This is a genomic window from Ewingella americana, assembly GCF_006438725.1.
Classification (GTDB): Bacteria; Pseudomonadota; Gammaproteobacteria; order Enterobacterales; family Enterobacteriaceae; genus Ewingella; species Ewingella americana_A.
Map to the genome: position 1 here is coordinate 120,374 of NZ_RCZD01000012.1, position 21,799 is coordinate 142,172.

Annotated in this window: 18 protein-coding genes, 2 tRNA genes and 1 rRNA gene; 4 read left to right on the plus strand and 17 right to left on the minus strand. The window is 53.2% G+C overall.

What is annotated here, in order from left to right; translation table 11 throughout:
- Positions 1–40: 40 nt before the first annotated feature.
- A complete protein-coding gene (rep, locus tag EAH77_RS19965; RefSeq protein WP_140474568.1) occupies positions 41–2,065 on the minus strand; it encodes a DNA helicase Rep in 2,025 nt (674 codons plus the stop codon).
- Positions 2,066–2,240: 175 nt separating this feature from the next.
- On the opposite strand from rep, the gene ppiC reads away from it, so the two are divergent.
- Positions 2,241–2,522: a peptidylprolyl isomerase PpiC gene (gene ppiC, locus EAH77_RS19970; protein WP_056772340.1), complete on the plus strand. Its 282-nt coding sequence runs from the start codon at positions 2,241–2,243 to the stop codon at positions 2,520–2,522.
- Between the two features lie 90 nt (positions 2,523–2,612).
- Here the strand turns inward: ppiC and ilvC are convergent, their stop codons facing one another.
- Positions 2,613–4,088 (minus strand): ketol-acid reductoisomerase, encoded by a 1,476-nt coding sequence (gene ilvC / locus EAH77_RS19975; RefSeq protein ID WP_140474569.1) that lies wholly within the window; start codon positions 4,086–4,088, stop codon positions 2,613–2,615.
- 175 nt (positions 4,089–4,263) lie between these two features.
- Between ilvC and ilvY the strand changes: the two genes are divergently transcribed.
- Positions 4,264–5,145 (plus strand): HTH-type transcriptional activator IlvY, encoded by an 882-nt coding sequence (gene ilvY / locus EAH77_RS19980; protein WP_140474570.1) that lies wholly within the window; start codon positions 4,264–4,266, stop codon positions 5,143–5,145.
- 55 nt (positions 5,146–5,200) lie between these two features.
- Here ilvY and ilvA read toward each other — a convergent pair whose 3' ends face one another.
- From ilvA to EAH77_RS20015, 7 genes are all read right to left on the minus strand, one after another.
- Positions 5,201–6,745 (minus strand): threonine ammonia-lyase, biosynthetic, encoded by a 1,545-nt coding sequence (ilvA, locus tag EAH77_RS19985; protein ID WP_140474571.1) that lies wholly within the window; start codon positions 6,743–6,745, stop codon positions 5,201–5,203.
- A 5-nt stretch (positions 6,746–6,750) separates the two neighbouring features.
- Positions 6,751–8,601, minus strand: a complete 1,851-nt coding sequence (gene ilvD / locus EAH77_RS19990; protein WP_140474572.1) for a dihydroxy-acid dehydratase — start codon at positions 8,599–8,601, stop codon at positions 6,751–6,753.
- A 73-nt stretch (positions 8,602–8,674) separates the two neighbouring features.
- Positions 8,675–9,604, minus strand: a complete 930-nt coding sequence (locus tag EAH77_RS19995; protein WP_140474573.1) for a branched-chain amino acid transaminase — start codon at positions 9,602–9,604, stop codon at positions 8,675–8,677.
- 19 nt (positions 9,605–9,623) lie between these two features.
- Positions 9,624–9,887: an acetolactate synthase 2 small subunit gene (gene ilvM, locus EAH77_RS20000; protein WP_140474574.1), complete on the minus strand. Its 264-nt coding sequence runs from the start codon at positions 9,885–9,887 to the stop codon at positions 9,624–9,626.
- The gene (gene ilvG, locus EAH77_RS20005; RefSeq protein ID WP_140474575.1) at positions 9,884–11,530 is read right to left on the minus strand and encodes an acetolactate synthase 2 catalytic subunit; all 1,647 of its coding nucleotides are present in this window, start codon (positions 11,528–11,530) and stop codon (positions 9,884–9,886) included. Before ilvG ends, ilvM begins: the two co-directional genes overlap by 4 nt.
- A 146-nt stretch (positions 11,531–11,676) precedes the next feature.
- Positions 11,677–11,778, minus strand: a complete 102-nt coding sequence (gene ilvL, locus EAH77_RS20010; protein WP_015699153.1) for an ilv operon leader peptide — start codon at positions 11,776–11,778, stop codon at positions 11,677–11,679.
- A 132-nt stretch (positions 11,779–11,910) separates the two neighbouring features.
- The gene (locus tag EAH77_RS20015; protein WP_140474576.1) at positions 11,911–13,149 is read right to left on the minus strand and encodes an MFS transporter; all 1,239 of its coding nucleotides are present in this window, start codon (positions 13,147–13,149) and stop codon (positions 11,911–11,913) included.
- A 362-nt stretch (positions 13,150–13,511) separates the two neighbouring features.
- Between EAH77_RS20015 and EAH77_RS20020 the strand changes: the two genes are divergently transcribed.
- On the plus strand, positions 13,512–15,053 hold the full coding sequence (locus EAH77_RS20020) for a YifB family Mg chelatase-like AAA ATPase (protein ID WP_140474577.1): 1,542 nt from the start codon (positions 13,512–13,514) through the stop codon (positions 15,051–15,053).
- A 25-nt stretch (positions 15,054–15,078) separates the two neighbouring features.
- On the opposite strand, the gene EAH77_RS20025 is transcribed toward EAH77_RS20020, so the two are convergent.
- Positions 15,079–15,417: a DUF413 domain-containing protein gene (locus EAH77_RS20025; protein WP_140474578.1), complete on the minus strand. Its 339-nt coding sequence runs from the start codon at positions 15,415–15,417 to the stop codon at positions 15,079–15,081.
- Positions 15,418–15,535: 118 nt separating this feature from the next.
- On the opposite strand from EAH77_RS20025, the gene hdfR reads away from it, so the two are divergent.
- On the plus strand, positions 15,536–16,363 hold the full coding sequence (hdfR, locus tag EAH77_RS20030; RefSeq protein ID WP_140474579.1) for an HTH-type transcriptional regulator HdfR: 828 nt from the start codon (positions 15,536–15,538) through the stop codon (positions 16,361–16,363).
- Positions 16,364–16,383: 20 nt separating this feature from the next.
- Here the strand turns inward: hdfR and yjfF are convergent, their stop codons facing one another.
- The 7 genes from yjfF to rrf form a co-directional block, all read right to left on the minus strand.
- Positions 16,384–17,370, minus strand: a complete 987-nt coding sequence (gene yjfF / locus EAH77_RS20035) for a galactofuranose ABC transporter, permease protein YjfF (RefSeq protein WP_140474580.1) — start codon at positions 17,368–17,370, stop codon at positions 16,384–16,386.
- A complete protein-coding gene (ytfT, locus tag EAH77_RS20040; protein ID WP_140474581.1) occupies positions 17,370–18,389 on the minus strand; it encodes a galactofuranose ABC transporter, ATP-binding protein YtfT in 1,020 nt (339 codons plus the stop codon). Before ytfT ends, yjfF begins: the two co-directional genes overlap by 1 nt.
- A gap of 10 nt (positions 18,390–18,399) precedes the next feature.
- Positions 18,400–19,881, minus strand: a complete 1,482-nt coding sequence (ytfR, locus tag EAH77_RS20045) for a galactofuranose ABC transporter, ATP-binding protein YtfR (protein WP_194150523.1) — start codon at positions 19,879–19,881, stop codon at positions 18,400–18,402.
- 123 nt (positions 19,882–20,004) lie between these two features.
- Complete coding sequence (gene ytfQ, locus EAH77_RS20050) at positions 20,005–20,961, minus strand: galactofuranose ABC transporter, galactofuranose-binding protein YtfQ (RefSeq protein ID WP_140474583.1); 957 nt, start codon at positions 20,959–20,961, stop codon at positions 20,005–20,007.
- Between the two features lie 416 nt (positions 20,962–21,377).
- Positions 21,378–21,453, minus strand: a tRNA-Trp gene (locus tag EAH77_RS20055).
- A gap of 53 nt (positions 21,454–21,506) precedes the next feature.
- Positions 21,507–21,583, minus strand: a tRNA-Asp gene (locus EAH77_RS20060).
- An 87-nt stretch (positions 21,584–21,670) separates the two neighbouring features.
- Positions 21,671–21,786, minus strand: a 5S ribosomal RNA gene (rrf, locus tag EAH77_RS20065).
- Between the last annotated feature and the right edge of the window lie 13 nt (positions 21,787–21,799).

Sequence of the window (21,799 nt, forward strand, 5' to 3'; positions counted from 1 at the left end):
AGCATCAGGGCGGCAGCAATGTTGCCCTTTTTTACCGCCATTATCCGCTATTTTTAGCTTTCGCTAACTGTTCGCGGATCTTCTCTAAGTGGCTTTGCCCTTTGACCATCCTCTCCTGCGCACTGACCACTTTACGCTCTGTTTCCCATTCCAGATCATCCTGCGGTAACTCCATCAGGAAGCGGCTGGGTTCCGGGCGCAGCAGCTCACCGTACTGACGTCTTTCGCGGCAAAGCGTGAAAAACAGCTCTTTCTGGGCACGTGTGATGCCGACATAGGCCAGACGACGTTCTTCATCAACATTATCTTCGTCAATGCTGCTTTGGTGTGGCAACAAGCCCTCTTCCATCCCGACCAAAAATACATAGGGAAACTCCAGCCCTTTAGAGGCGTGCAAGGTCATCAGTTGGACCTGATCCAGCTCTTCGTCACTCTCGCCACGCTCCATCATGTCGCGCAGGGTAAACCGCGTGACCACCTGAGTGAGCGTCATCGGCTCGTCAAGATCGGTGCCTTCGAGCATTTCCGTCATCCAGCTAAAAAGCTGGTTGACGTTTTTCATGCGCATTTCGGCGGCTTTCGGGCTGGGCGAGGTTTCAAACAGCCAGCTCTCGTAGTCCACACCGTGGATCAAATCACGCACCGCCGCCACCGGTTCCCGCTCAACACGCTCGGCAATGGTGCCCATCCAGTGCGTGAAGCGTTGTAGCGACTCAAGGCCACGACCGGTCAGAAACTGGCTCAGCCCGAAGTCAGAGCTGGCTTTAAACAGCCCTTTATTACGTTGATTTGCCCACTCTCCCAGCTTCTGTAACGTGGCGGCGCCAATCTCACGGCGTGGTGTATTCACAATACGCAGAAAAGCGCTGTCATCATCCGGGTTAGTCAGCACGCGCAGGTACGCCAGCAAGTCTTTGATTTCAGGCCGGGAGAAGAACGACGTTCCGCCAGAGATGCGATAAGGAATGCGGTTCTGCACGAGCATCTTTTCAAACAACCGCGACTGGTGGTTACCGCGATATAAAATGGCGTAGTCGCCGTAGTCGGTTTTATTCATAAAGTGATGCGCGATAAGTTCACCGACCACCCGTTCAGCTTCGTGATCTTCATTATTGGCGGTGATCACTTTGAGCGCTTCGCCGTAACCCAGTTCGGAAAACAGACGTTTTTCGAATACATGCGGGTTATTGGCAATCAGAATGTTGGCGGCTTTCAGAATCCGCTGTGAAGAGCGGTAGTTCTGCTCGAGCTTGATCACCTGAAGGGCGGGAAAATCCTCTTTCAGCAACACAAGGTTCTGCGGACGGGCGCCGCGCCAGGAATAAATCGACTGGTCATCATCGCCGACCACGGTAAAACGCGCACGGCTACCCACCAGCAATTTCACCATCATGTACTGGCTGGTGTTGGTGTCCTGATATTCATCCACCAGCAGATAACGCAGCTTGTTCTGCCAGCGCTCGCGGACCTCTTCGTTACGCTGCAACAACAGCGTCGGCAGCAGAATCAGGTCGTCGAAATCGAGAATATTACAGGCGCGCATATGGTCGTGATACAGACCATAGCAATGCGCAAAAATCTTATCGCGCTCGGATCGTGCAATATTTGTCGCCGCAGAGGGATCGATCAGATCATTCTTCCAGTTGGAGATCGTCGAGACCAACTGCTGCAACAACGTCTTGTCCTCTTCCAGCCAGGTTTCGCTCAACTCTTTCAACAGCGCCAGTTGGTCCTGGTCATCAAACAGGGAGAAGTTCGACTTCATGCCAAGCGCAGCATACTCTTTTTTGATGATCTCCAGACCCAGCGTATGGAAGGTGGAAATCAGTAATCCGCGCGCTTCTTTGCGACCAAGAGTCTGCGCCACACGCTCTTTCATCTCGCGGGCGGCTTTGTTGGTAAAAGTGACGGCGGCGATATGGCGCGCCTGATAACCACATTGGCGAATCAAGTGTGCGATTTTATTGGTGATGACCCGGGTCTTGCCGGATCCAGCACCGGCCAGAACCAGGCATGGCCCGGTAACGAATTCGACGGCGTGTTGTTGGCTGGGGTTTAATCGCATGGCGTAATTTTGCTCACTTGATGGACAAGGACGGCGATTGTAGCAGAAAGCCGGGGGGAGATTGTCAGGCTTTACGGCGCATTTTGTTATGTCTGGAATACAGGCTGGATTCCACTTAGCCGGTTGCAGATGTTACATTACGCCTCTGGAAACTCTCTCGTAAAAAGGTCTTATCATGGCAAAAACAGCCGCAGCAATGCACATCCTTGTAAAGGAAGAAGCACAGGCACTCGAACTTCTGGAACAGTTGAAAAACGGTGGTGATTTCGAGAAGCTGGCGAAAAAACACTCTACCTGCCCGTCAGGCAAAAAAGGCGGTCATTTAGGCGAATTCAAGCAAGGCGCAATGGTTCCCGCTTTCGATAAAGTGGTGTTTTCCGCTCCGTTGATCGAGCCACAAGGCCCGCTGCACACCCAGTTTGGTTACCACATCATTAAGATCCTGTACCGCAACTGAGTTTCCGTTTCGGCGCAGTAAAAAGAAAGGGCACCGCATTTTCATGCAGTGCCCTTTTTATTCTATTTCAAGCCCAGCGGGTTTAGCTGATTAGCTGGCAACCGCGATACGTTTCATATCAGTCATGTAACCACGTAATTTATGGCCGACTGCTTCAATTGGGTGGTTGCGGATGGCTTCGTTAACGTCACGCAGTTGCGCGTTATCAACGTGGGTGCCCGCCACAGATTTACCCAAGTCGCCCGCCTGCAGCGTGGTCATGAACTCTTTCAGCAATGGTACAGCGGCGTTAGCAAACAGGTAGTTACCGTACTCTGCAGTATCAGAGATCACCACGTTCATTTCATACAGACGCTTACGTGCAACGGTGTTAGCGATCAGCGGCAGCTCGTGCAGTGATTCGTAGTAAGCGGACTCTTCGATGATGCCTGCATCCACCATGGTTTCGAATGCCAGTTCAACACCCGCTTTCACCATCGCAATCATCAGAACACCGTGGTCGAAGTATTCCTGCTCTGCAATTTTGCCTTCGAACTGAGGTGCGTTCTCGAATGCAGATGCGCCGGTCTCTTCACGCCAGGTCAGCAGGTTTTTATCGTCGTTTGCCCAGTCAGCCATCATACCGCTGGAGAATTCGCCGGAAATGATGTCATCCATGTGTTTCTGGAACAGCGGTGCCATGATGCCTTTCAGCTGCTCGGACAGTGCATAAGCACGCAGTTTAGCTGGGTTGGACAGGCGATCCATCATCAGCGTGATACCGCCTTGTTTCAGCGCTTCGGTGATGGTTTCCCAGCCGAATTGCAGCAGTTTCTCTGCGTAAGCTTCGTCAACACCGTCAGCTATCAATTTGTCGAAGCACAGCAGTGAACCGGCCTGCAGCATGCCGCACAGAATAGTTTGCTCACCCATCAGGTCAGATTTAACTTCTGCAACGAAAGAAGATTGCAGAACGCCGGCACGGTGGCCGCCGGTGGCCGCAGCCCAGGCTTTAGCAATCGCCATGCCTTCGCCTTTCGGGTCATTTTCCGGGTGAACGGCGATCAGTGTCGGCACACCAAAACCACGTTTGTACTCTTCGCGTACTTCAGTACCCGGACATTTCGGTGCCACCATCACGACGGTGATGTCTTTACGGATTTGCTCGCCCACTTCAACGATGTTGAAGCCGTGGGAGTAACCCAGGGTAGCGCCATCTTTCATCAGAGGCTGAACCGCTTTAACCACAGCACTGTGCTGCTTGTCCGGCGTCAGGTTAACCACCAGATCAGCCTGTGGGATCAATTCTTCGTAGGTACCGACTTTGAAGCCGTTTTCGGTGGCTTTGCGCCATGAAGCACGCTTCTCAGTAATCGCTTCTGCACGCAGGGTGTATGACACATCCAGGCCGGAATCACGCATATTCAGACCCTGGTTCAAACCTTGTGCGCCACAGCCGACAATCACCACTTTTTTACCTTTGAGGTAGCTGGCTTCGTCAGCGAATTCATCGCGACCCATAAAGCGGCATTTGCCCAGTTGTGCCAGCTGCTGACGCAGGTTCAGTGTGTTGAAATAGTTAGCCATGTCTTGCTCCGTTCTATCGAGGTAAGTGCTGTTATTTTTTGTTTCACCGGTGAGCCGGTGAACGCCGTGAATTCACTATATGTCATGCGACACATTGCTTAAATTGATATATTGCGAAGATGACGTTGCAAAATCTGCAACATGACCTGTAAAACCAAAGAGCCGGGTAATCTTTATGGACTTACGTGATCTGAAACTGTTTTTGCATCTGGCGGAAAGCCGCCATTTTGGCCGTTCATCGAAGGCCATGCACGTCAGCCCGTCAACGCTGTCGCGCCAGATCCAGCGGCTGGAGGAGGAACTCGGCCAGCCGCTGTTTCAGCGTGACAACCGCACCGTGCAACTGACCAGTGCGGGCGAACAACTCAAAAACTTTGCCCAGCAAACGCTGCTGCATTACCAGCAACTGCGCAGCGGGCTGGATCAGCATGGCCCGACGCTGAGCGGCGAGCTGCGTCTGTTTTGCTCGGTAACCGCCGCGTACAGCCATCTGCCGCCGATCCTTGACCGCTTCCGGGCGCAGCATCCGCTGGTCGAAATCAAATTGACCACCGGTGATGCCGCCGATGCGGTCGAAAAAGTGCAATCCACCGAAGCGGATTTAGGTATCGCCGGTCATCCTGAAACATTGCCGGGCAGCGTCGATTTCACCAAAATCGGCGAAATCCCGATGATTCTGATTTCCCCATCCCTGCCCTGTGCGGTGCGGACCCAGGTCAGCGAACCGCATCCTGACTGGTCGCAAATCCCGTTCATTCTTCCCGAACACGGCCCGGCGCGAAAACGCATCGACATCTGGTTCAAACGCAACCGCCTGAGCAATCCGCTGATTTATGCCACCGTGTCCGGCCACGAAGCGATTGTCTCGATGGTGGCACTCGGTTGTGGCATCGCACTGATCCCGTCGGTCGTGGTCGATAACAGCCCGGAACCGGTGCGTAACCGTATTTCGATTCTGGATAACGTCACGCTTGGCGCACCCCTGGAACTGGGTGTCTGTGTGCAGAAAAAACGGCTCAACGAACCACTAATCGACGCCTTCTGGCAGCTTTTATAGCCCCTTTTGCGACAAACGATGGCAAAGAAAAAGGGCCCATGGGCCCTTCAGTTCTTCACCCCGCCAGGAAGAAGCGGAAAGCGGGATTATCACTCTCGTTGTGGCAATCGAAGCCCAGGGCCGAAAGGTTTTTCTCGAATTCAGGTTCCTGATCGGTCAGTTCGAAAGCAGCCAGGACGCGGCCAAAATCAGTGCCGTGACTGCGGTAATGGAACAGCGAAATATTCCAGTGCGTACCGAGTGTGTGCAGGAACTTCAGCAGTGCGCCCGGTGATTCTGGGAACTCAAAACTATAAAGCCTTTCACGCAATGGCTTGCTTGGACGCCCACCGACCATGTAACGCACATGCAGTTTGGCCATTTCGTCGTCAGATAAATCCACCACCTGATAGCCGCCGTGGTGCAGTTCGTCGAGAATCTCCTGGCGTTCAGCATGACCACGGGTCAGACGCACACCGACAAAGATGCAGGCACTTTTGTCATCGGCATAGCGGTAGTTGAACTCGGTCACTGACCGCCCGCCAAGCAGCTGGCAAAACTTCAGAAAGCTGCCTTTTTCTTCTGGAATGGTCACTGCCAGTAGTGCTTCGCGTTGTTCGCCAAGTTCGCAACGTTCTGATACATAGCGCAAACCGTGGAAGTTAACGTTCGCGCCAGAAAGCACATGCGCCAGACGTTCGCCCTGAATGTTGTGCTGCTGAACGTATTTCTTCAGCCCGGCCAGCGCCAGCGCACCGGAAGGCTCAGCGATAGCGCGCACGTCTTCGAACAGGTCTTTCACCGCAGCGCAAATGGCGTCGCTGTCGACGGTGATCACATCATCAAGATATTCACGGCACAGGCGGAAGGTTTCATTACCGATGCGCTTCACTGCCACGCCCTCGGCGAACAAACCAACGCGCGCCAAATCAACCGGTTCACCCGCGTCCAGCGCGGCACGCAGGCAGGCAGAATCTTCGGCTTCAACACCGATCACCTGAATTTGCGGCATCAACTGTTTAATCAACACCGCCACACCAGCGGCCAGGCCACCGCCGCCGACGGGGACGAATACGCGGTCAATATGCGCATCCTGTTGCAACAGTTCCATCGCCAGCGTGCCCTGCCCGGCGATCACCGCCGGATGGTCAAACGGCGGCACAAAGGTCATGCCCTGCAGTTGTGCAAGCTCGATGGCCTTACCTTTGGCTTCATCGAAATTCGCGCCATAGAGCATCACTTCACCGCCAAAATTACGCACGGCATCGACCTTGATGTCTGCCGTGGCAACGGGCATAACGATAAGCGAGCGAATACCCTTTTTGGTGGCTGACAGCGCGACGCCTTGCGCGTGGTTACCGGCCGAAGCCGTGATCACGCCGCGAGCCGCCTGTTCTTCGGTCAGGCCGGCAATCATGGAATAGGCACCGCGCAGTTTAAAACTGTGAACAGCCTGACGGTCTTCCCTCTTCACCAGAATGGTGTTGCCCAACCGGGTGGAGATTTTTTCCATGACCTGCAAAGGCGTAACCTGCGCCACTTCATAAACCGGTGCCCGCAGTACAGCGCGGAGATACTCCGCGCCACACGGCTGGTCGGGTAGAGGTTGTGATACCGCCATGACTTTTAGCCTCCCAGCTTGGACTTGTCGCGAACGGCGCCTTTGTCGGCACTGGTCGCCAGCATTGCGTAAGCACGCAGCGCGTAAGAGACTTCACGCACGCGGTTTTTCGGCGTCCACGCTTTGTCACCGCGGGCCTCTTCTGCTGCATGACGCGCAGCCAGTTCTGCTGCCGGAACGTCCAGCACCATGCTGCGGTTTGGAATGTCGATGTCGATGAAGTCGCCATCTTCAACCAGCGCAATCATGCCGCCGCTGCCCGCTTCAGGAGAAACGTGGCCGATAGACAAACCTGAAGTCCCGCCGGAGAAACGCCCGTCGGTGATCAGTGCGCACTCTTTGCCGAGCCCCATGGATTTCAGATAGGTGGTCGGATAGAGCATTTCCTGCATGCCCGGACCGCCTTTTGGCCCTTCGTAGCGGATAACCACAACGTCACCTGCAACCACTTTGCCACCGAGGATCGCGCTCACGGCGTCGTCCTGGCTTTCATACACTTTGGCAGGACCACGGAAAATCAGATTATCTTTATCCACGCCTGCGGTTTTAACGATACTGCCCGCTTCGGCGATGTTGCCGTACAGCACGGCCAGACCGCCTTCCAGACTGAACGCATTTTCCAGCGAACGGATACAGCCTTCGGCGCGGTCATCGTCCAGCGTGTCCCAGCGGCAATCTTGTGAGAATGCCTGCGTGGTACGGATACCGGCCGGACCGGCGCGGAACATTTTTTTCACGGCTTCATCTTTGGTCAGCATGATGTCGTACTGATTCAGTGTTTCCGTCAGGTTCAGGCCAAGGATGTTTTTGACGTCGCGGTTCAGCAGGTTGGCGCGGTCCAGTTCGCCCAGAATCGCCAGTACGCCACCAGCACGGTGAACGTCTTCCATATGATATTTCGGGGTGCTCGGTGCCACTTTACACAGATGAGGTACGACGCGTGACAGACGGTCGATGTCGATCATATCGAATTCGATCCCGCCTTCCTGCGCCGCAGCCAGCAGGTGCAGAACGGTGTTAGTCGAGCCGCCCATTGCGATATCCAGCGTCATGGCATTTTCGAACGCCGCTTTGCTGGCGATGTTGCGTGGCAACGCCGTTTCGTCGTCTTTTTCGTAATAACGTTTAGTCAACTCAACGATGCGGCGACCGGCATTCAGGAACAACTCTCTGCGGTCGGAGTGGGTCGCCAGCAGTGAACCGTTGCCCGGCTGGGACAGGCCCAGCGCTTCGGTCAGGCAGTTCATGGAGTTGGCGGTGAACATACCAGAACAGGATCCGCAGGTTGGGCAGGCGGAACGTTCGATCTGCTCGCTGTCGGCGTCGCTGACGTTCGGGTTTGCGCCCTGAATCATGGCATCAACCAGATCAAGCTTGATGATTTTGTCAGACAGCTTCGTTTTACCGGCTTCCATCGGGCCGCCGGAAACAAAGATCACCGGAATGTTCAGGCGCAGTGACGCCATCAGCATTCCCGGGGTGATTTTGTCGCAGTTGGAAATACACACCATGGCATCGGCGCAGTGCGCGTTCACCATGTATTCCACGGAATCGGCGATCAGCTCACGTGAAGGCAATGAATACAGCATGCCGCCGTGACCCATGGCGATACCGTCATCAACGGCAATGGTGTTGAACTCTTTGGCCACACCGCCGGAGGCTTCAATTTGTTCGGCAACCAGTTTACCCAGATCGCGCAAGTGCACGTGACCCGGCACGAACTGGGTAAAGGAGTTAACAACAGCAATAATGGGCTTACCGAAATCATCATCGGTCATCCCGGTGGCGCGCCACAGTGCGCGGGCGCCCGCCATGTTGCGGCCATGAGTCGTGGTATGGGAACGGTACTTAGGCATGCTCTATTCACTCCAAGTCATTTCTGTTTAGCAGGTGACGCAATCGCCACCCGCATAATTCTTGTTCTGTAGGCTACTGAGGATTAATCGGATCCAACCATCCCCATTTGTCTTCGGTTTTGCCGGTAAACAGACCGAAGAATGCATCCTGAATTTGTTTGGTGATCGGACCGCGTTTACCGATACCGACCTGGATGCCATCAACGCTGCGCACTGGCGTGATTTCAGCCGCGGTACCTGACATAAAGACTTCGTCAGCCAGATAGAGGGATTCTCGTGACAGTACCTGTTCGCGAACTTCCAGGCCCATGTCTTTCGCCAGTTTGATGATCGCGTCACGGGTGATACCCGGCAGTGCAGAAGAGGTGAACGGCGGTGTAAACAGAATGCCCTCTTTCACTTCGAACAGGTTTTCGCCAGCACCTTCGGAAACATAACCGTGAATGTCGAGGGCGATCCCCTCCTGATAACCGTGGCGGCGTGCTTCGCTGCCCACCAGCAGTGAGGAGAGGTAGTTACCACCTGCTTTCGCGGCGGTTGGGATAGTGTTGGCGGCAACGCGGTTCCATGAAGACACCATCGCGTCGATACCCTGCTCCAGCGCTTCTTCGCCCAGATACGCGCCCCACGGGAAGGCGGCGATGATCACGTCAGTTTTGTAGCCATCCGGCGGGTTCACGCCCATGCCAACATCGCCCACAAACACCAGCGGACGGATATACGCGCTGACCAGATTGTTTTTACGCAGAGTTTCGCGGCAGGCTTCCATCAGCTCATCAACGCTCTGAGTCACAGGCATACGGTAGATTTTGGCTGAGTCGCGCAGACGCTGCATATGTTCGCGGTGACGGAATACAACCGGGCCTTTATGGGAGTCGTAGCAACGCACGCCCTCGAAGACTGAAGTGCCGTAATGCAATGCGTGGGACATTACGTGCACTTTGGCTTCCGCCCAGGGAACCATCTCGCCGTTGAACCAAATGTAATCTGCTTTCTTCGTCATTCTTCTCGTCCCTATTTACTCACGCATTCGCGCGTATTTGTTGTGATGTGTGTTGTTGGATCTCGACGCAGGCGACATCCATCAATTTGCTTAACTGTGAAGACAGTAAATCTACAGACCGCAGGCTGGCAACGGTCAATTCGATATTTATATTTTCCGCATTGACCATCGGGCTCATATTCATCGCGCACACCTGAAAACCACGGTGACGCACCACGCGCAATACGCGCTCTAACATTTCAGGGCGGAAACGCGCCTGGATTGAGACGTTATGCTGCATCATGACATTTTCTCCAACATGGTTTCGTTACCAGCACCCGGCGGAACCAGGGGCCAGACGTTCTGGCTTTCATCGATGGAAACCTGAAGCAAATACGGACCTTCGCTATTGAAGAGAGCATCCAGGGCGGCGTCGACTTGATCTTTACGGCTGATACGTTGGCCGGGGATATCAAATGCGCTGGCCAGCGTGACAAAATCGGGGTTATCGGAGAGGTTTGTTTCACTGTAGCGCCCATCAAAAAACAGTTCCTGCCACTGTCGAACCATCCCTAACCGCTGGTTATCCAGTAACAGGATTTTTACCGGTAACTGTTTTCGTTTGATGGTACCCAGTTCCTGAACGTTCATCATGAATGAGCCGTCACCCGATATACAGATAACCATGTCATTCGGGCGGGCAACCTGTGCGCCCACGGCAGCGGGAATGCCAAAGCCCATGGTACCCAGGCCGCTGGAGGTGATGAAATTTTCAGGACGGGTGAACTGCATGTGCTGCGCGGTCCACATTTGGTGCTGACCCACGTCGGTGGTGATAACGGTGTCGGCTGCTTTGCGGTCAGAAATCTGCCTGAGCAGCAACGGTGCATAGATGGCTTCGCCCGGGTGGTCGTAACGCCATTCACCCTGCGCTTTCAGCGTCATCACGTGGTCACGCCATGGGTTGATCGCTAACGGTTGTTTCAGCGCAGGTAACAACGTTTTCAGATCCCCCTGCAATGCCACATGTGCCTGACGCAGTTTGTTCAGTTCGGCCGGGTCGATATCCATATGAATCACCGCCGCGTGCGGGGCGAAGGTATTTAATTTGCCGGTCACGCGGTCATCAAAACGCGCACCAACGGCAATCAGTAAATCGCAGCCCTGCACCGCCAGATTTGCCACTTTGGTGCCGTGCATGCCTAACATGCCCAGATAGCATGGGTCGCTGGCATCCGGCGCCCCCAAGCCTTTCAGTGTGGCGACCGCCGGAATACCCGTGGCAGAGATAAATTCACGCAGCGCCGGAACCGCCTGCGCAATGCCCACGCCACCACCGACGTATAACATCGGTTTCTGCGCCGCAGCGATCATCGCGCGAGCTTGTTCCAGTTCGGCCACCGGATGCGGAAAACTTTCATCAACCGCCAGCAGATGTGGGGGCAATTCACCGACAGCCAGCTGGATATCTTTTGGAATGTCGATCAGAACCGGGCCGGGACGCCCGCTGCTGGCGATGGCAAAGGCTTCTGCCATGATTTCCGGCAGCGCCTCCAGTGATTCAACCAGGAAGCTGTGTTTGGTGCAGGCCAGCGATAAACCTAAAACGTCGATTTCCTGGAAAGCGTCGGTGCCGATGAACGCTGAGCCAACCTGACCCGTGATAGCAACCAGGGGAACGGAGTCCAGGAGCGCGTCGGCCAGGCCGGTGATCAGGTTAGTGGCGCCGGGCCCGGAAGTGGCGATACAGACGCCGACTTTACCGGTTGAACGGGCATAGCCGATAGCCGCCATGGCAGCGCCCTGCTCATGCCGACACAGTAGGTGTTCCACGCCGCCGTCGTACAATGCATCATAGACCGGCATGATTGCTCCACCCGGGTAGCCGAAAACCATATCGACGCCCTGTGCGCGCAATGCTTGTACTACCCACTGTGCTCCATTCATCCTTATTCCCCTGCCTTTTGGCGACAAGTGCAGAACATTATGCTGTTGCTCATTTTCCGACCTCGCTTCATTGTTTACGTAAATCGCCGACCAAAAAAAAACCCCGGACCTTTCGGTGCGGGGTTTCTTTTCAGGTTCAGGCTTGTTTAATAAGCCTTTCTTCGTCCAAGTGCAGCCCCGCACGGTGGGATAATAATCACCACCACGCTAATAACGACTAGGCTAACTACGAGGAGAAGGGCTTTCATTTTTGGTTTCTTCAATTCTTTCTTACGAACGATTGCCTACAGAGTTATCACAGTTAGACGCCACATGACAATACTTTTCTTGCGGTAGCATCTGTAGCCTGCTTGTCATTAATCCAAAAATAATGAATAAAATCAGGCACCAGAACGAATTTTCCCCGCCGATGATTTTGTTGCATCATTGAGCACTTTTCCGCGCGTATCGCGACCAAATGCCACCAGCACTGAAATCACAATGGCTACCGTACCCGCCACCATGGCCATCGCCAGCCCGTAGTTATGCCCATGGCTTTCGGCAATGTAAGCCTGCAAAGTCGCGTTGACTGAGGCGAGCAGATTACCCAACTGATAAACAAATCCCGGAAGCACGGCGCGCGTGTTTGCGGGCACCAGCTCGGTGAGGTAAGAAGGCACCACACCCCATGCGCCCTGCACCATAAATTGCATCAGGAATGCACCCAGTCCAATGGTCCATGTCCCGCTGGAGAATGCCCACAACGGTATCACTGGCAGGGAGAGTAACGCCGCGATAATAATGGCTTTTTTACGTCCAATGCGTTCCGACAGCGAACCAAAGAAAATGCCGCCAATGATAGAAGCGATGGTGTAACCGATAGCAATCAAACTGACGGTGTGGGCGTCAAAACCGTGCTGAATTTTCAGGAATGAAGGATAGAGATCCTGAGTCCCATGACTGAAGAAGTTAAAGGCCGCCATCAGAACCACCAAATAAAGACACAACTTCCATTGCGACTTGAGAACCGGCAGCAGCGCCGTACTCTCTTTACGCTCACGAGCCGCCAGCCAGACCGGGGATTCCTGCACTTTAAACCAAATGAAAGGCAGCAAGAAAATGGGTACGGCACCGATGACGAACATGCCGCGCCAGCCAACGACATTGGAGAACAACCCATAAACGACCGCCGCCAGCAGGTAACCGAACGGATAACCCGCCTGGAATACACCGGACATAAATCCGCGGGAACGGTCGGGAATAGTCTCCATCGCCAGTGACGATGCCACGCCCCAGATTCCACCCATCGCAACGCCGTAAATCACGCGCAGGATCAGAAAGACAGTCAGTGAAGGCGCGGCCGCAGTACAGAGTTCAAATACGGAGAAGAAAGCAATATTGATCATCAAGATCGGTTTACGGCCGTATTTTTCTGCCGCGCGGCCAAATAAAAGCGCCCCGATGGGGCGCACCGCAAGGGTGAGAAGAATCGCAAGGGTGACTTCTTTGATATCGACCTGAAAAGCGCTGGCAATGTCGCTTAACAGGAAAACAAGAATAAAGAAATCAAAGGCATCGAGCGTCCAGCTGAGGAAGCTGGCAATAGCGACATTGCGCTGTCTGGAAGTCCAACCGAACATGATGTATTTCCTATCGCGGAAAAATGTAGGAGCGCACTCACTGAGTTTTCCGTCAGGGGCAGTGAGGCAGAGGTGATGTTAAACAACAACCGCAAATGTTTAATTATTGTTAATATGCCAATGAATTAAACACCCTGAATGAGTCGCCATCAATATTATTAGGGGGCTAATTTGTTTCCAGGTAGCGCAAAGTGTTAACGGGTGTTGCTCACTGTGCGAACTGGCTCGCAATACGCTGCTGAAATTTCACGACCAACAAATATGATCGCGAGGATTGCTGGAGAGCGCATCTGCGCAAGAGCACCTCCGCCGCCATTAAGGCATGCTGAAGCCTGAGGATTGCTTATCGCAAGGAAAAAACCATGGCATTAGCGGTGGTGTATACCCGTGCTTCACTCGGCGTTCAGGCGCCAGGCGTTTCGGTGGAAGTGCATATCAGCAACGGTTTACCGGCCCTGACTCTGGTTGGCCTGCCGGAAACCACGGTGAAAGAGGCCAGAGACCGTGTGCGCAGCGCCATTATCAATGGCGGGTTTACCTTTCCCGCAAAACGTATCACCGTCAATTTAGCCCCGGCAGACTTACCTAAAGAGGGGGGCCGCTACGATTTATCGATCGCGCTGGCGATTCTGGTGGCTTCTGAGCAGCTTTGTGGCGATAAGCTGGGTGAGTATGAGTTTCTGGGGGAGTTAGGCCTGTCAGGGGCGTTACGCGGCGTGAATGGCGCTATTCCGGCGGCACTTGAAGCGCAGAAAGAGGGGCGATTGCTGATCCTGCCCACCGATAACCGGCAGGAGATGGCCTTACTTGAAACCGGCGTAGCAAAAGTCGCGGACCACCTTTTGCAGGTCTGTGCCTTTTTGCAGGGGGAAGAGAGCCTGAGTGATGTTGAGCCAGGAGAAGAAACTGATATTTCGGCTGACCAGCCTGACATCGGGGACATTATTGGGCAGGAGCAGTCTAAGCGGGCGCTGGAGGTAGCGGCAGCGGGCGGTCATAACCTGCTGCTGATTGGCCCACCCGGCACGGGAAAAACAATGCTGGCGAGCCGCTTACCGGGTTTATTGCCTCCCCTGACCAATCAGGAAACGCTGGAAACGGCGGCTATCGCCAGTTTGGTTTATAACCCCGAAGAAAACGGGCAATTTTCCCGCAAGCGCCCTTTTCGCTCGCCCCATCACAGTACGTCGATGAGCGCGCTGGTCGGCGGCGGTTCTCTGCCACGTCCCGGAGAAATTTCGTTAGCGCACAACGGTGTATTATTTCTGGATGAGCTGCCGGAGTTCGAACGAAAAGTGCTGGATGCATTGCGCCAACCGATGGAGTCAGGCGAAATTACGATTTCTCGGGCACGCGCTAAAGTGCGTTATCCCGCCAGAGCCCAGCTGATCGCCGCCATGAATCCCAGCCCAACGGGACATTATCAGGGTATCCATAACCGAACGCCTCCCCAGCAGGTTCTGCGTTACCTCAGCCGGCTTTCGGGGCCCTTCCTCGACCGTTTCGATTTGTCTATCGAAGTGCCTTTACTGCCTCCTGGCGTACTTAGCCAGCAAAGCCAACGACAGGCATCGTGCATCAGGGAGAACAGCGGGCAGGTACGAGAACGGGTGATCGCCGCCCGAAATATTCAACTGGCGCGCGCCGGCAAAATTAATGCACATCTGAGCAGCAGCGAAGTGGAGAAATATTGTGAACTCAGGAAAGATGATGCGGAGTTTTTAGAAAGCGTACTGCACAAGCTAGGGTTATCGGTCAGGGCCTGGCACCGGATCTTGAAAGTGGCGAGAACATTAGCCGATCTCAGTAATCAGTCTATGATAGAGAAAGCTCATATTTCTGAAGCATTAAGCTACAGATGCATGGATAGGCTATTGTTAAAATTGCATAAGAGCCTGGCATAAAAAAACGGGGCAATGCCCCGTTTCGTTAATCGTCGCTTTCGGTGTAGTCTTCCACTGCGTCAGCCTGCGGTTTACCGCCAGACAACGTGTGGAACTTTTTCGGACGGCGGGTACGGATAATGTACTTATTCCATACTTTTTCCGCTTCAGTTACTGGCTCACGGGTACCGCGGCAAACCTCAAGGAAGAGCTTTTCTTCGTCGGTTGCAGGCTCACGTTTCCCTAAGTCCAGCTCATTGAATGCAAAGCCGTAACGTTCTAGCATTTGCGCTTCTTTAATGGTGAAATCGCCATGCCGGGAGAACCCGCGAGGGTAATGTTTATTGTCAAAAAAACGATTTGTCGTGGTGAAACTTTCCGCCATCTGACACGCTCCTAATTCACTCATGGTCGTGCTGTTATGGCGCGGAGTATTAGATAGGCTTGACAATGTGTAAAACAAAACATTTGAATCTTAACGACAAAAAATATTGGAGATAGTTTTGGATACGGAATTACTGAAAACCTTTTTGGAGGTCAGTAGAACGCGCCACTTTGGTAGAGCGGCTGAATCTCTCTATCTGACGCAATCGGCGGTCAGTTTTCGCATCCGTCAATTGGAGACCCAACTTGGGGCAAATCTGTTCACCCGTCATCGAAATAATATCCGCTTAACGCCCGCAGGTGAGCGTCTGCTGCCCTACGCAGAAAACCTGATGTCAACCTGGCAAATGGCAAAGAAAGAGGTTGTGCGCTCTCTACAGCACACAGAATTATCGATTGGAGCAACGGCGTCACTATGGGAAGCCTATCTGACACCATGGTTGCAGGCGCTATATAGCCAGCGGGAAGCATTACGGCTCGAAGCTCGCGTTGCACTTCGCCATTCGCTGGTCAAACAACTGCATGAAAGGCAACTGGATCTTTTGATAACCACCGAGCCGCCCAAGATGGATGAGCTCTCCAGCCAGCTGCTGGGTAATTTCTCGTTACGTCTTTTTGCATCAGACAAACAAGATAAAACCGAACACGCGCCTTATGTTCGTCTGGAATGGGGTGCCGACTTCACCCAGCAGGAAAGCCGCGCCCAGACTAATGAGCTGGAACCGGTGCTGACGACGACCTCTGCCCATCTGACACGTCAGTTGCTGGAAACCACCGGAGGCTGTGCCTATTTGCCATCACACTGGGAAAAAGAGTTCCCACAGCTGTCGGCTTACCACGATATTCCACCGGTGATCCGCCCGCTATACGCCGTTTGGTTGCAGAACAGCGACCAACAGGTTTTGATTCGGCAGTTATTAAAAACGCCGCTGCTGACCTACTTATGACAGAAAGAGCTCTCCGTTCCTCATCCCGGCTCAGGTCGCGGATGGCGAGCGCGGCGTGCCACCCAGAAGGTGCCCATGCCTTTTTGCAGGGCGATAAAGATAAACAACAAAATCCCCATCACTATCTTGGTCCACCAGGAGCTTAGGGTGCCGTCAAAGGTGATGTAAGTCTGAATCAGACCCTGAATTAATACGCCAAACAGACTACCGAGCACCGTTCCTACTCCTCCGCTCAGCAACGTTCCTCCGATAACGACAGCCGCTATCGCATCCAGTTCGACACCGCTGGCCGCCAGGGCGTAACCCGCAGAGGTATAGAGAGAAAATACGATGCCAGACAAGACGGCCAGCGTACTTGAGAGCATATAGATATAAATCGTGGTACGTCTGACCGGCACGCCCATCAATGCCGCCGATACGCTATTGCCACCCACGGCATAGACGTTATTCCCAAAACGCGTGCGATGCGCCAGAATCATGCCGAACACCACGACCAGCAGCATGATCAACGCCAGTAGCGTTAAGCGCCCACCACCGGGCATTTTCCACGCATAGTTTGCAAGCGTCGCATAAAGCGGATGATTAATGGGCAACGACTCTTCTGAAACAATGAAGCTCATCCCACGAACAAAAAACATACCCGCCAGAGTGATGATAAAAGCGGGAAGCTTGAGCGTGTCAATAATCCACCCCATCAGCCCGCCAAAAATCGCACCGGCGAAGAGCACAATGACAAAGGCGTAACCCGGTGCAATGCCATACACACCAATTAACTTCGCCAGCGCAAGGCCAGTGAAGGCAATCACTGATCCAACAGAAAGGTCGATACCACCCGAAAGGATCACGAATGTCATGCCTACGGCAACAATGCCGAGGAAAGCATTGTCAGTCAGCAGATCGAAAAAGACACGGGTCGAGGCAAAACCGGGAAACTGAGTGAAGCAGTAGCCGTAACCGACAATGAACACCAAAATTGTGATCAGCAGTGGCAGGTTTCTTTTCAGCATTATTCTTTCCTCCGCCATAAGGCACTCAGCGATACCCGTGGCGACTGGACCACCAGAACAGCTAGCACAACCAAGGCTTTCAGCACCAGGTTGAATTCCGGTTTGAAACCGGAAAGTAAAATCCCGGTGTTCATCCCCTGAATAATCAATGCGCCTATCACCGAGAGCAGCAGATTGAAACGCCCGCCCAGCAGCGAGCCTCCGCCAATCACAACGGCGAGGATAGCGTCCAATTCGAGCCATAATCCGGCATTATTGGCATCAGCACCGCGAATATCGGCGGTGACGATCACCCCGGCAACGGCCGCACAGACTCCACAAATCACATATACCGCAATCAATACCAGTCGCGCATTCACTCCCGCATAGTAGGAAGAACGAATGTTGATGCCGACTGACTCAATAAACAGCCCAAGCGCGGTTTTACGGGTCAACGCCCAAACAAACAACAACATCAAGGCCGCAATGATCACCGGCATCGGTAAGTAAAAGAATGAACCGCTACCGAATTGCGACAGACCGTTATGTTCGAAAGTGACAATTTGGCCTTCGGTTATCAATTGGGCGATGCCTCTCCCTGCCACCATAAGCATCAGAGTGGCAACAATTGGTTGGATTTGCAGTACCGCCACAAGAAAGCCATTCCATAAACCACAAGCTGCACCGACTGCAACAGCGGCCAAAATGACACTCGCCAACGGATATCCCTGAACGGTCATGGTGGCTGCAGTCGCGCCTGCAATCGCCATCACGGCCCCGACGGAGAGATCAATACCGCCCGTCGCAATCACTAACGTCATGCCGATAGCTAACAGAGCCACCGGCGCGCCGCGGTTAAAGATATCGACCAGGCTACCAAACAAACGGCCATCCTGAATATGGATCGAGAAAAATCCGGGTGCCACCAGACTATCAATCAGCAATATCGCCAGCAAAGCACCGAACTGCGTAGTACCTTTTGGGAATACCCATCTGACTTTGCGCGGTTTTCCTGTCATCGGCAGGCTCCTGTTGTTCATCGCCTTCCCCTCATTGAACCGCAATGGCTTTCATAATCGCCGGAACGGAGATTTGGTCTTGCGTGATTTCTGTAATATGGCGACGATCGCGCAGGACGACAATACGGTCAGCATAGCCAGCCAGCTCCTCAAGTTCAGAGGAGATCACCAACAGAGCTAATCCTTCATCACACAGCTTTTCGATCAAGCGGATGATTTCAGCATGGGCGCCGACGTCAATTCCGCGCGTTGGCTCATCAAGGATTAAGAAGCGTGGATTGGTAGCCAGCCAGCGGGACAGCAGAACCTTCTGCTGATTTCCTCCTGACAGATATTGAATTTCTTGCTCAGCGCTGGGGGTGCGAATACCCAGTAGTTTGATGAATTTCTCGGCGATCTGGTTTTGTTCTTTCATTGAAAGTGGCCGCAACCAGCCACGCTGTGCCTGGAGGGCCAGGATAATGTTTTCCCTGACCGTCGCCGCACCAATGATACCGTCAGTTTTACGATCTTCCGGGCAATAGCCAAATCCCAGTTTTGCAGCCTTGCGCGGTGTGTTGATCTGACACGCCACACCATCAACGCGTGCTTTGCCGGTATCGTGATTTTTGATGCCAAAAATCAGTTGCGCTGTTTCAGTACGCCCGGAGCCTAGCAACCCTGCGAGGCCGACTATCTCGCCTCTACGCACATTCAGATCAAAATTTTCCACCATTCCCCGACGCCCATACTCTTTGAAATCAACCAGCGGTTCACCGCTAATCGTCCGATGTTCACCACGTTTGAGCAGGCTTTCATCGAAACTATGCCCGAGCATCATCGGTACCAGATCCATGCGGGGAAGGTCACAGGTAAGTTCACTGCCCACAAGTTTTCCGTTACGCAATACGGTAATGCGATCGCTAATGCGGTAAACCTGATCAAGAAAGTGTGTGACGAAAATCATCCCGACGCCCTGACTGCGAAGTTGCATCAGAATATCGAGCAACATGCTGACCTCTTTGGCATCCAGACTGGCAGTTGGCTCATCCAGAATGAGCACCTGAGCAGAGAGATCGACCGCACGCGCAATCGCCACAATTTGCTGGATAGCGATGGAATACGTCGCAAGGGGCTGGCTGACATCGAAGTTAAGGCCGTAACCGTCAAGTAAGTCACGTGCCTGGTGTTCCATTTTGCGTTGGTTGACAAGTCCAAAGCGGGTAGGCTCGCGGCCAATAAACAGGTTGGCGGCAACGGAGATATTCGGCAGTAGATTCACTTCCTGATATACCGTACCAATTCCCAAGGCCTGGGCATGTGCCGTGTTGATAGGATCGATAGCCTGGCCATTCAGATATACCGTCCCGGCAGAACGCCGGTTAACACCGGTCAGCGCTTTGATTAACGTGGATTTCCCTGCCCCGTTTTCCCCCAACAGCGCGACTATCTCACCGCTGTGTAGCGTGAAGTCGACCTTCTCCAACGCTTTAACGCCGGGAAATTCTACAGACAAGCCGCGGACTTCGAGCAAAGTTTGAGAGCGTGCATTATCCGTCACGGTATCAACTCCTACGGCATTCGCCTGAGGCGAAATGGGAATGAATCATCATGATAATCGCCAGCCCGACATGCATGCTGAGCTGGCGAATACGGCTTAATAACCCATATCTTTCTTCATGTCGTACTCTTTTTGCGCTGCATCAGGCAGCACTAAAGTTGACTGTGTCTGAATGAATTTCGGTGGCTGAGTCCCCTTCGTTTTGAGGGCAATCAGAGCATCAAAAGCAGGGCCCGCCATATTCGGTGTCAGTTCTACGGAGGCATTAGATTCGCCATTCAGCATGGCTTTATAGATATCAGGCACACCATCAATAGAGACGACTTTAATCTGTGAGCCCGGTTTCAGGCCAGCTTCTTTAATGGCCTGGATGGCACCGATCGCCATATCATCGTTATGTGCATAGACGGCGCAGATATTTTTGCCGTTTTGCTCCGCTTTGATGAAGCTCTCCATAACTTCTTTGCCTTTGCTGCGGGTAAAGTCGCCGGATTGAGAACGCACAATCTTCACGTTTGGCGCAGCAGCCAGTGCGTCAGCAAACCCTTTTTTACGGTTCAATGCTACGCTCGCACCCACCGTGCCTTGCAGCTCAACCACATTGCATGGTTTACCGCCCACTTCTTTTACCAGCCAGTCACCGGCCACTTTGCCTTCATGCACGCTGTCAGAAGCAACCGCTGCGGTATACAGAGAAGGATCGCTGACTTCGATGGTACGATCGAGCAGGAATACAGGGATCTTAGCTTCTTTAGCTTCGGTCAGTACCGGAGCCCAACCTGTCGCCACAACAGGAGCGATGAAAATAGCATCCACACCTTGGGCAATGAAGGAACGAATCGCTTTAATCTGGTTCTCTTGCTTCTGCTGAGCATCAGCGATTTTCAGCGTAATACCGCGCTTTTCAGCTTCAAGTTTAGACACTTTAGTTTCTGCGGAACGCCAGCCTGACTCAGAGCCGATTTGTGAAAAACCGACAACAAGAGGTGCGGCCTGCGCCATTCCACAAAATGCCGTTGCAACTGCTGCTGCCAATAATAATTTCTTGTACATGGTTCGTTCCTCGCGTGTAGTCTTGCGCTGTTTTTGTTATCGCTTTTCGGATACGACTAAGACGGCTCACTAACGCGCCTGTCTTCTATTTGTTCTCTGAGACCAACAAAGAACAAAGGAGAGAGGAGGTCGTTAGATTTTTTAGCGTCATAGGGCGATTAGTAGTTTTAGTACAAACCAAAAAAAGCGTTATGAGCGGAGTCACATACGTGTAGAACAATCATTTAGTGCATGTATTCAGCTAAAAAAACACAGAAAATACGTGAGAAAAAGACAGGATTAGGCTTTCAAGTGAGGGTAAAAAGAATAAGGCGCGGATCGAAGAGGAGGTATTGAGGCCATGATCAGGTGAATATTCAGGGATTTTGGGATGGCACAAAGAAAAAAACCCCTCGCTTTCGCGAAGGGTTTCTAAATGGCAGGGGCGGAGAGATTCGAACTCGCGACACCCGGTTTTGGAGACCGGTGCTCTACCAACTGAGCTACGCCCCTAAATTACGCTTAACATTATGCCTGCTAAAATTAGCAGGCATAATTTTTATAAGTGGCGGAACGGACGGGGCTCGAACCCGCGACCCCCTGCGTGACAGGCAGGTATTCTAACCAACTGAACTACCGCTCCACCGATTCTGTACTCACACAAGAATAATGCCTCTCATGTCAGGTATTTCTCTCACTTCCTTGTCAGGGGAAATGGTCTTAATTTGATGCCTGGCAGTTCCCTACTCTCGCATGGGGAGACCCCACACTACCATCGGCGCTACGGCGTTTCACTTCTGAGTTCGGCATGGGGTCAGGTGGGACCACCGCGCTAGTGCCGCCAGGCAAATTCTGTTTC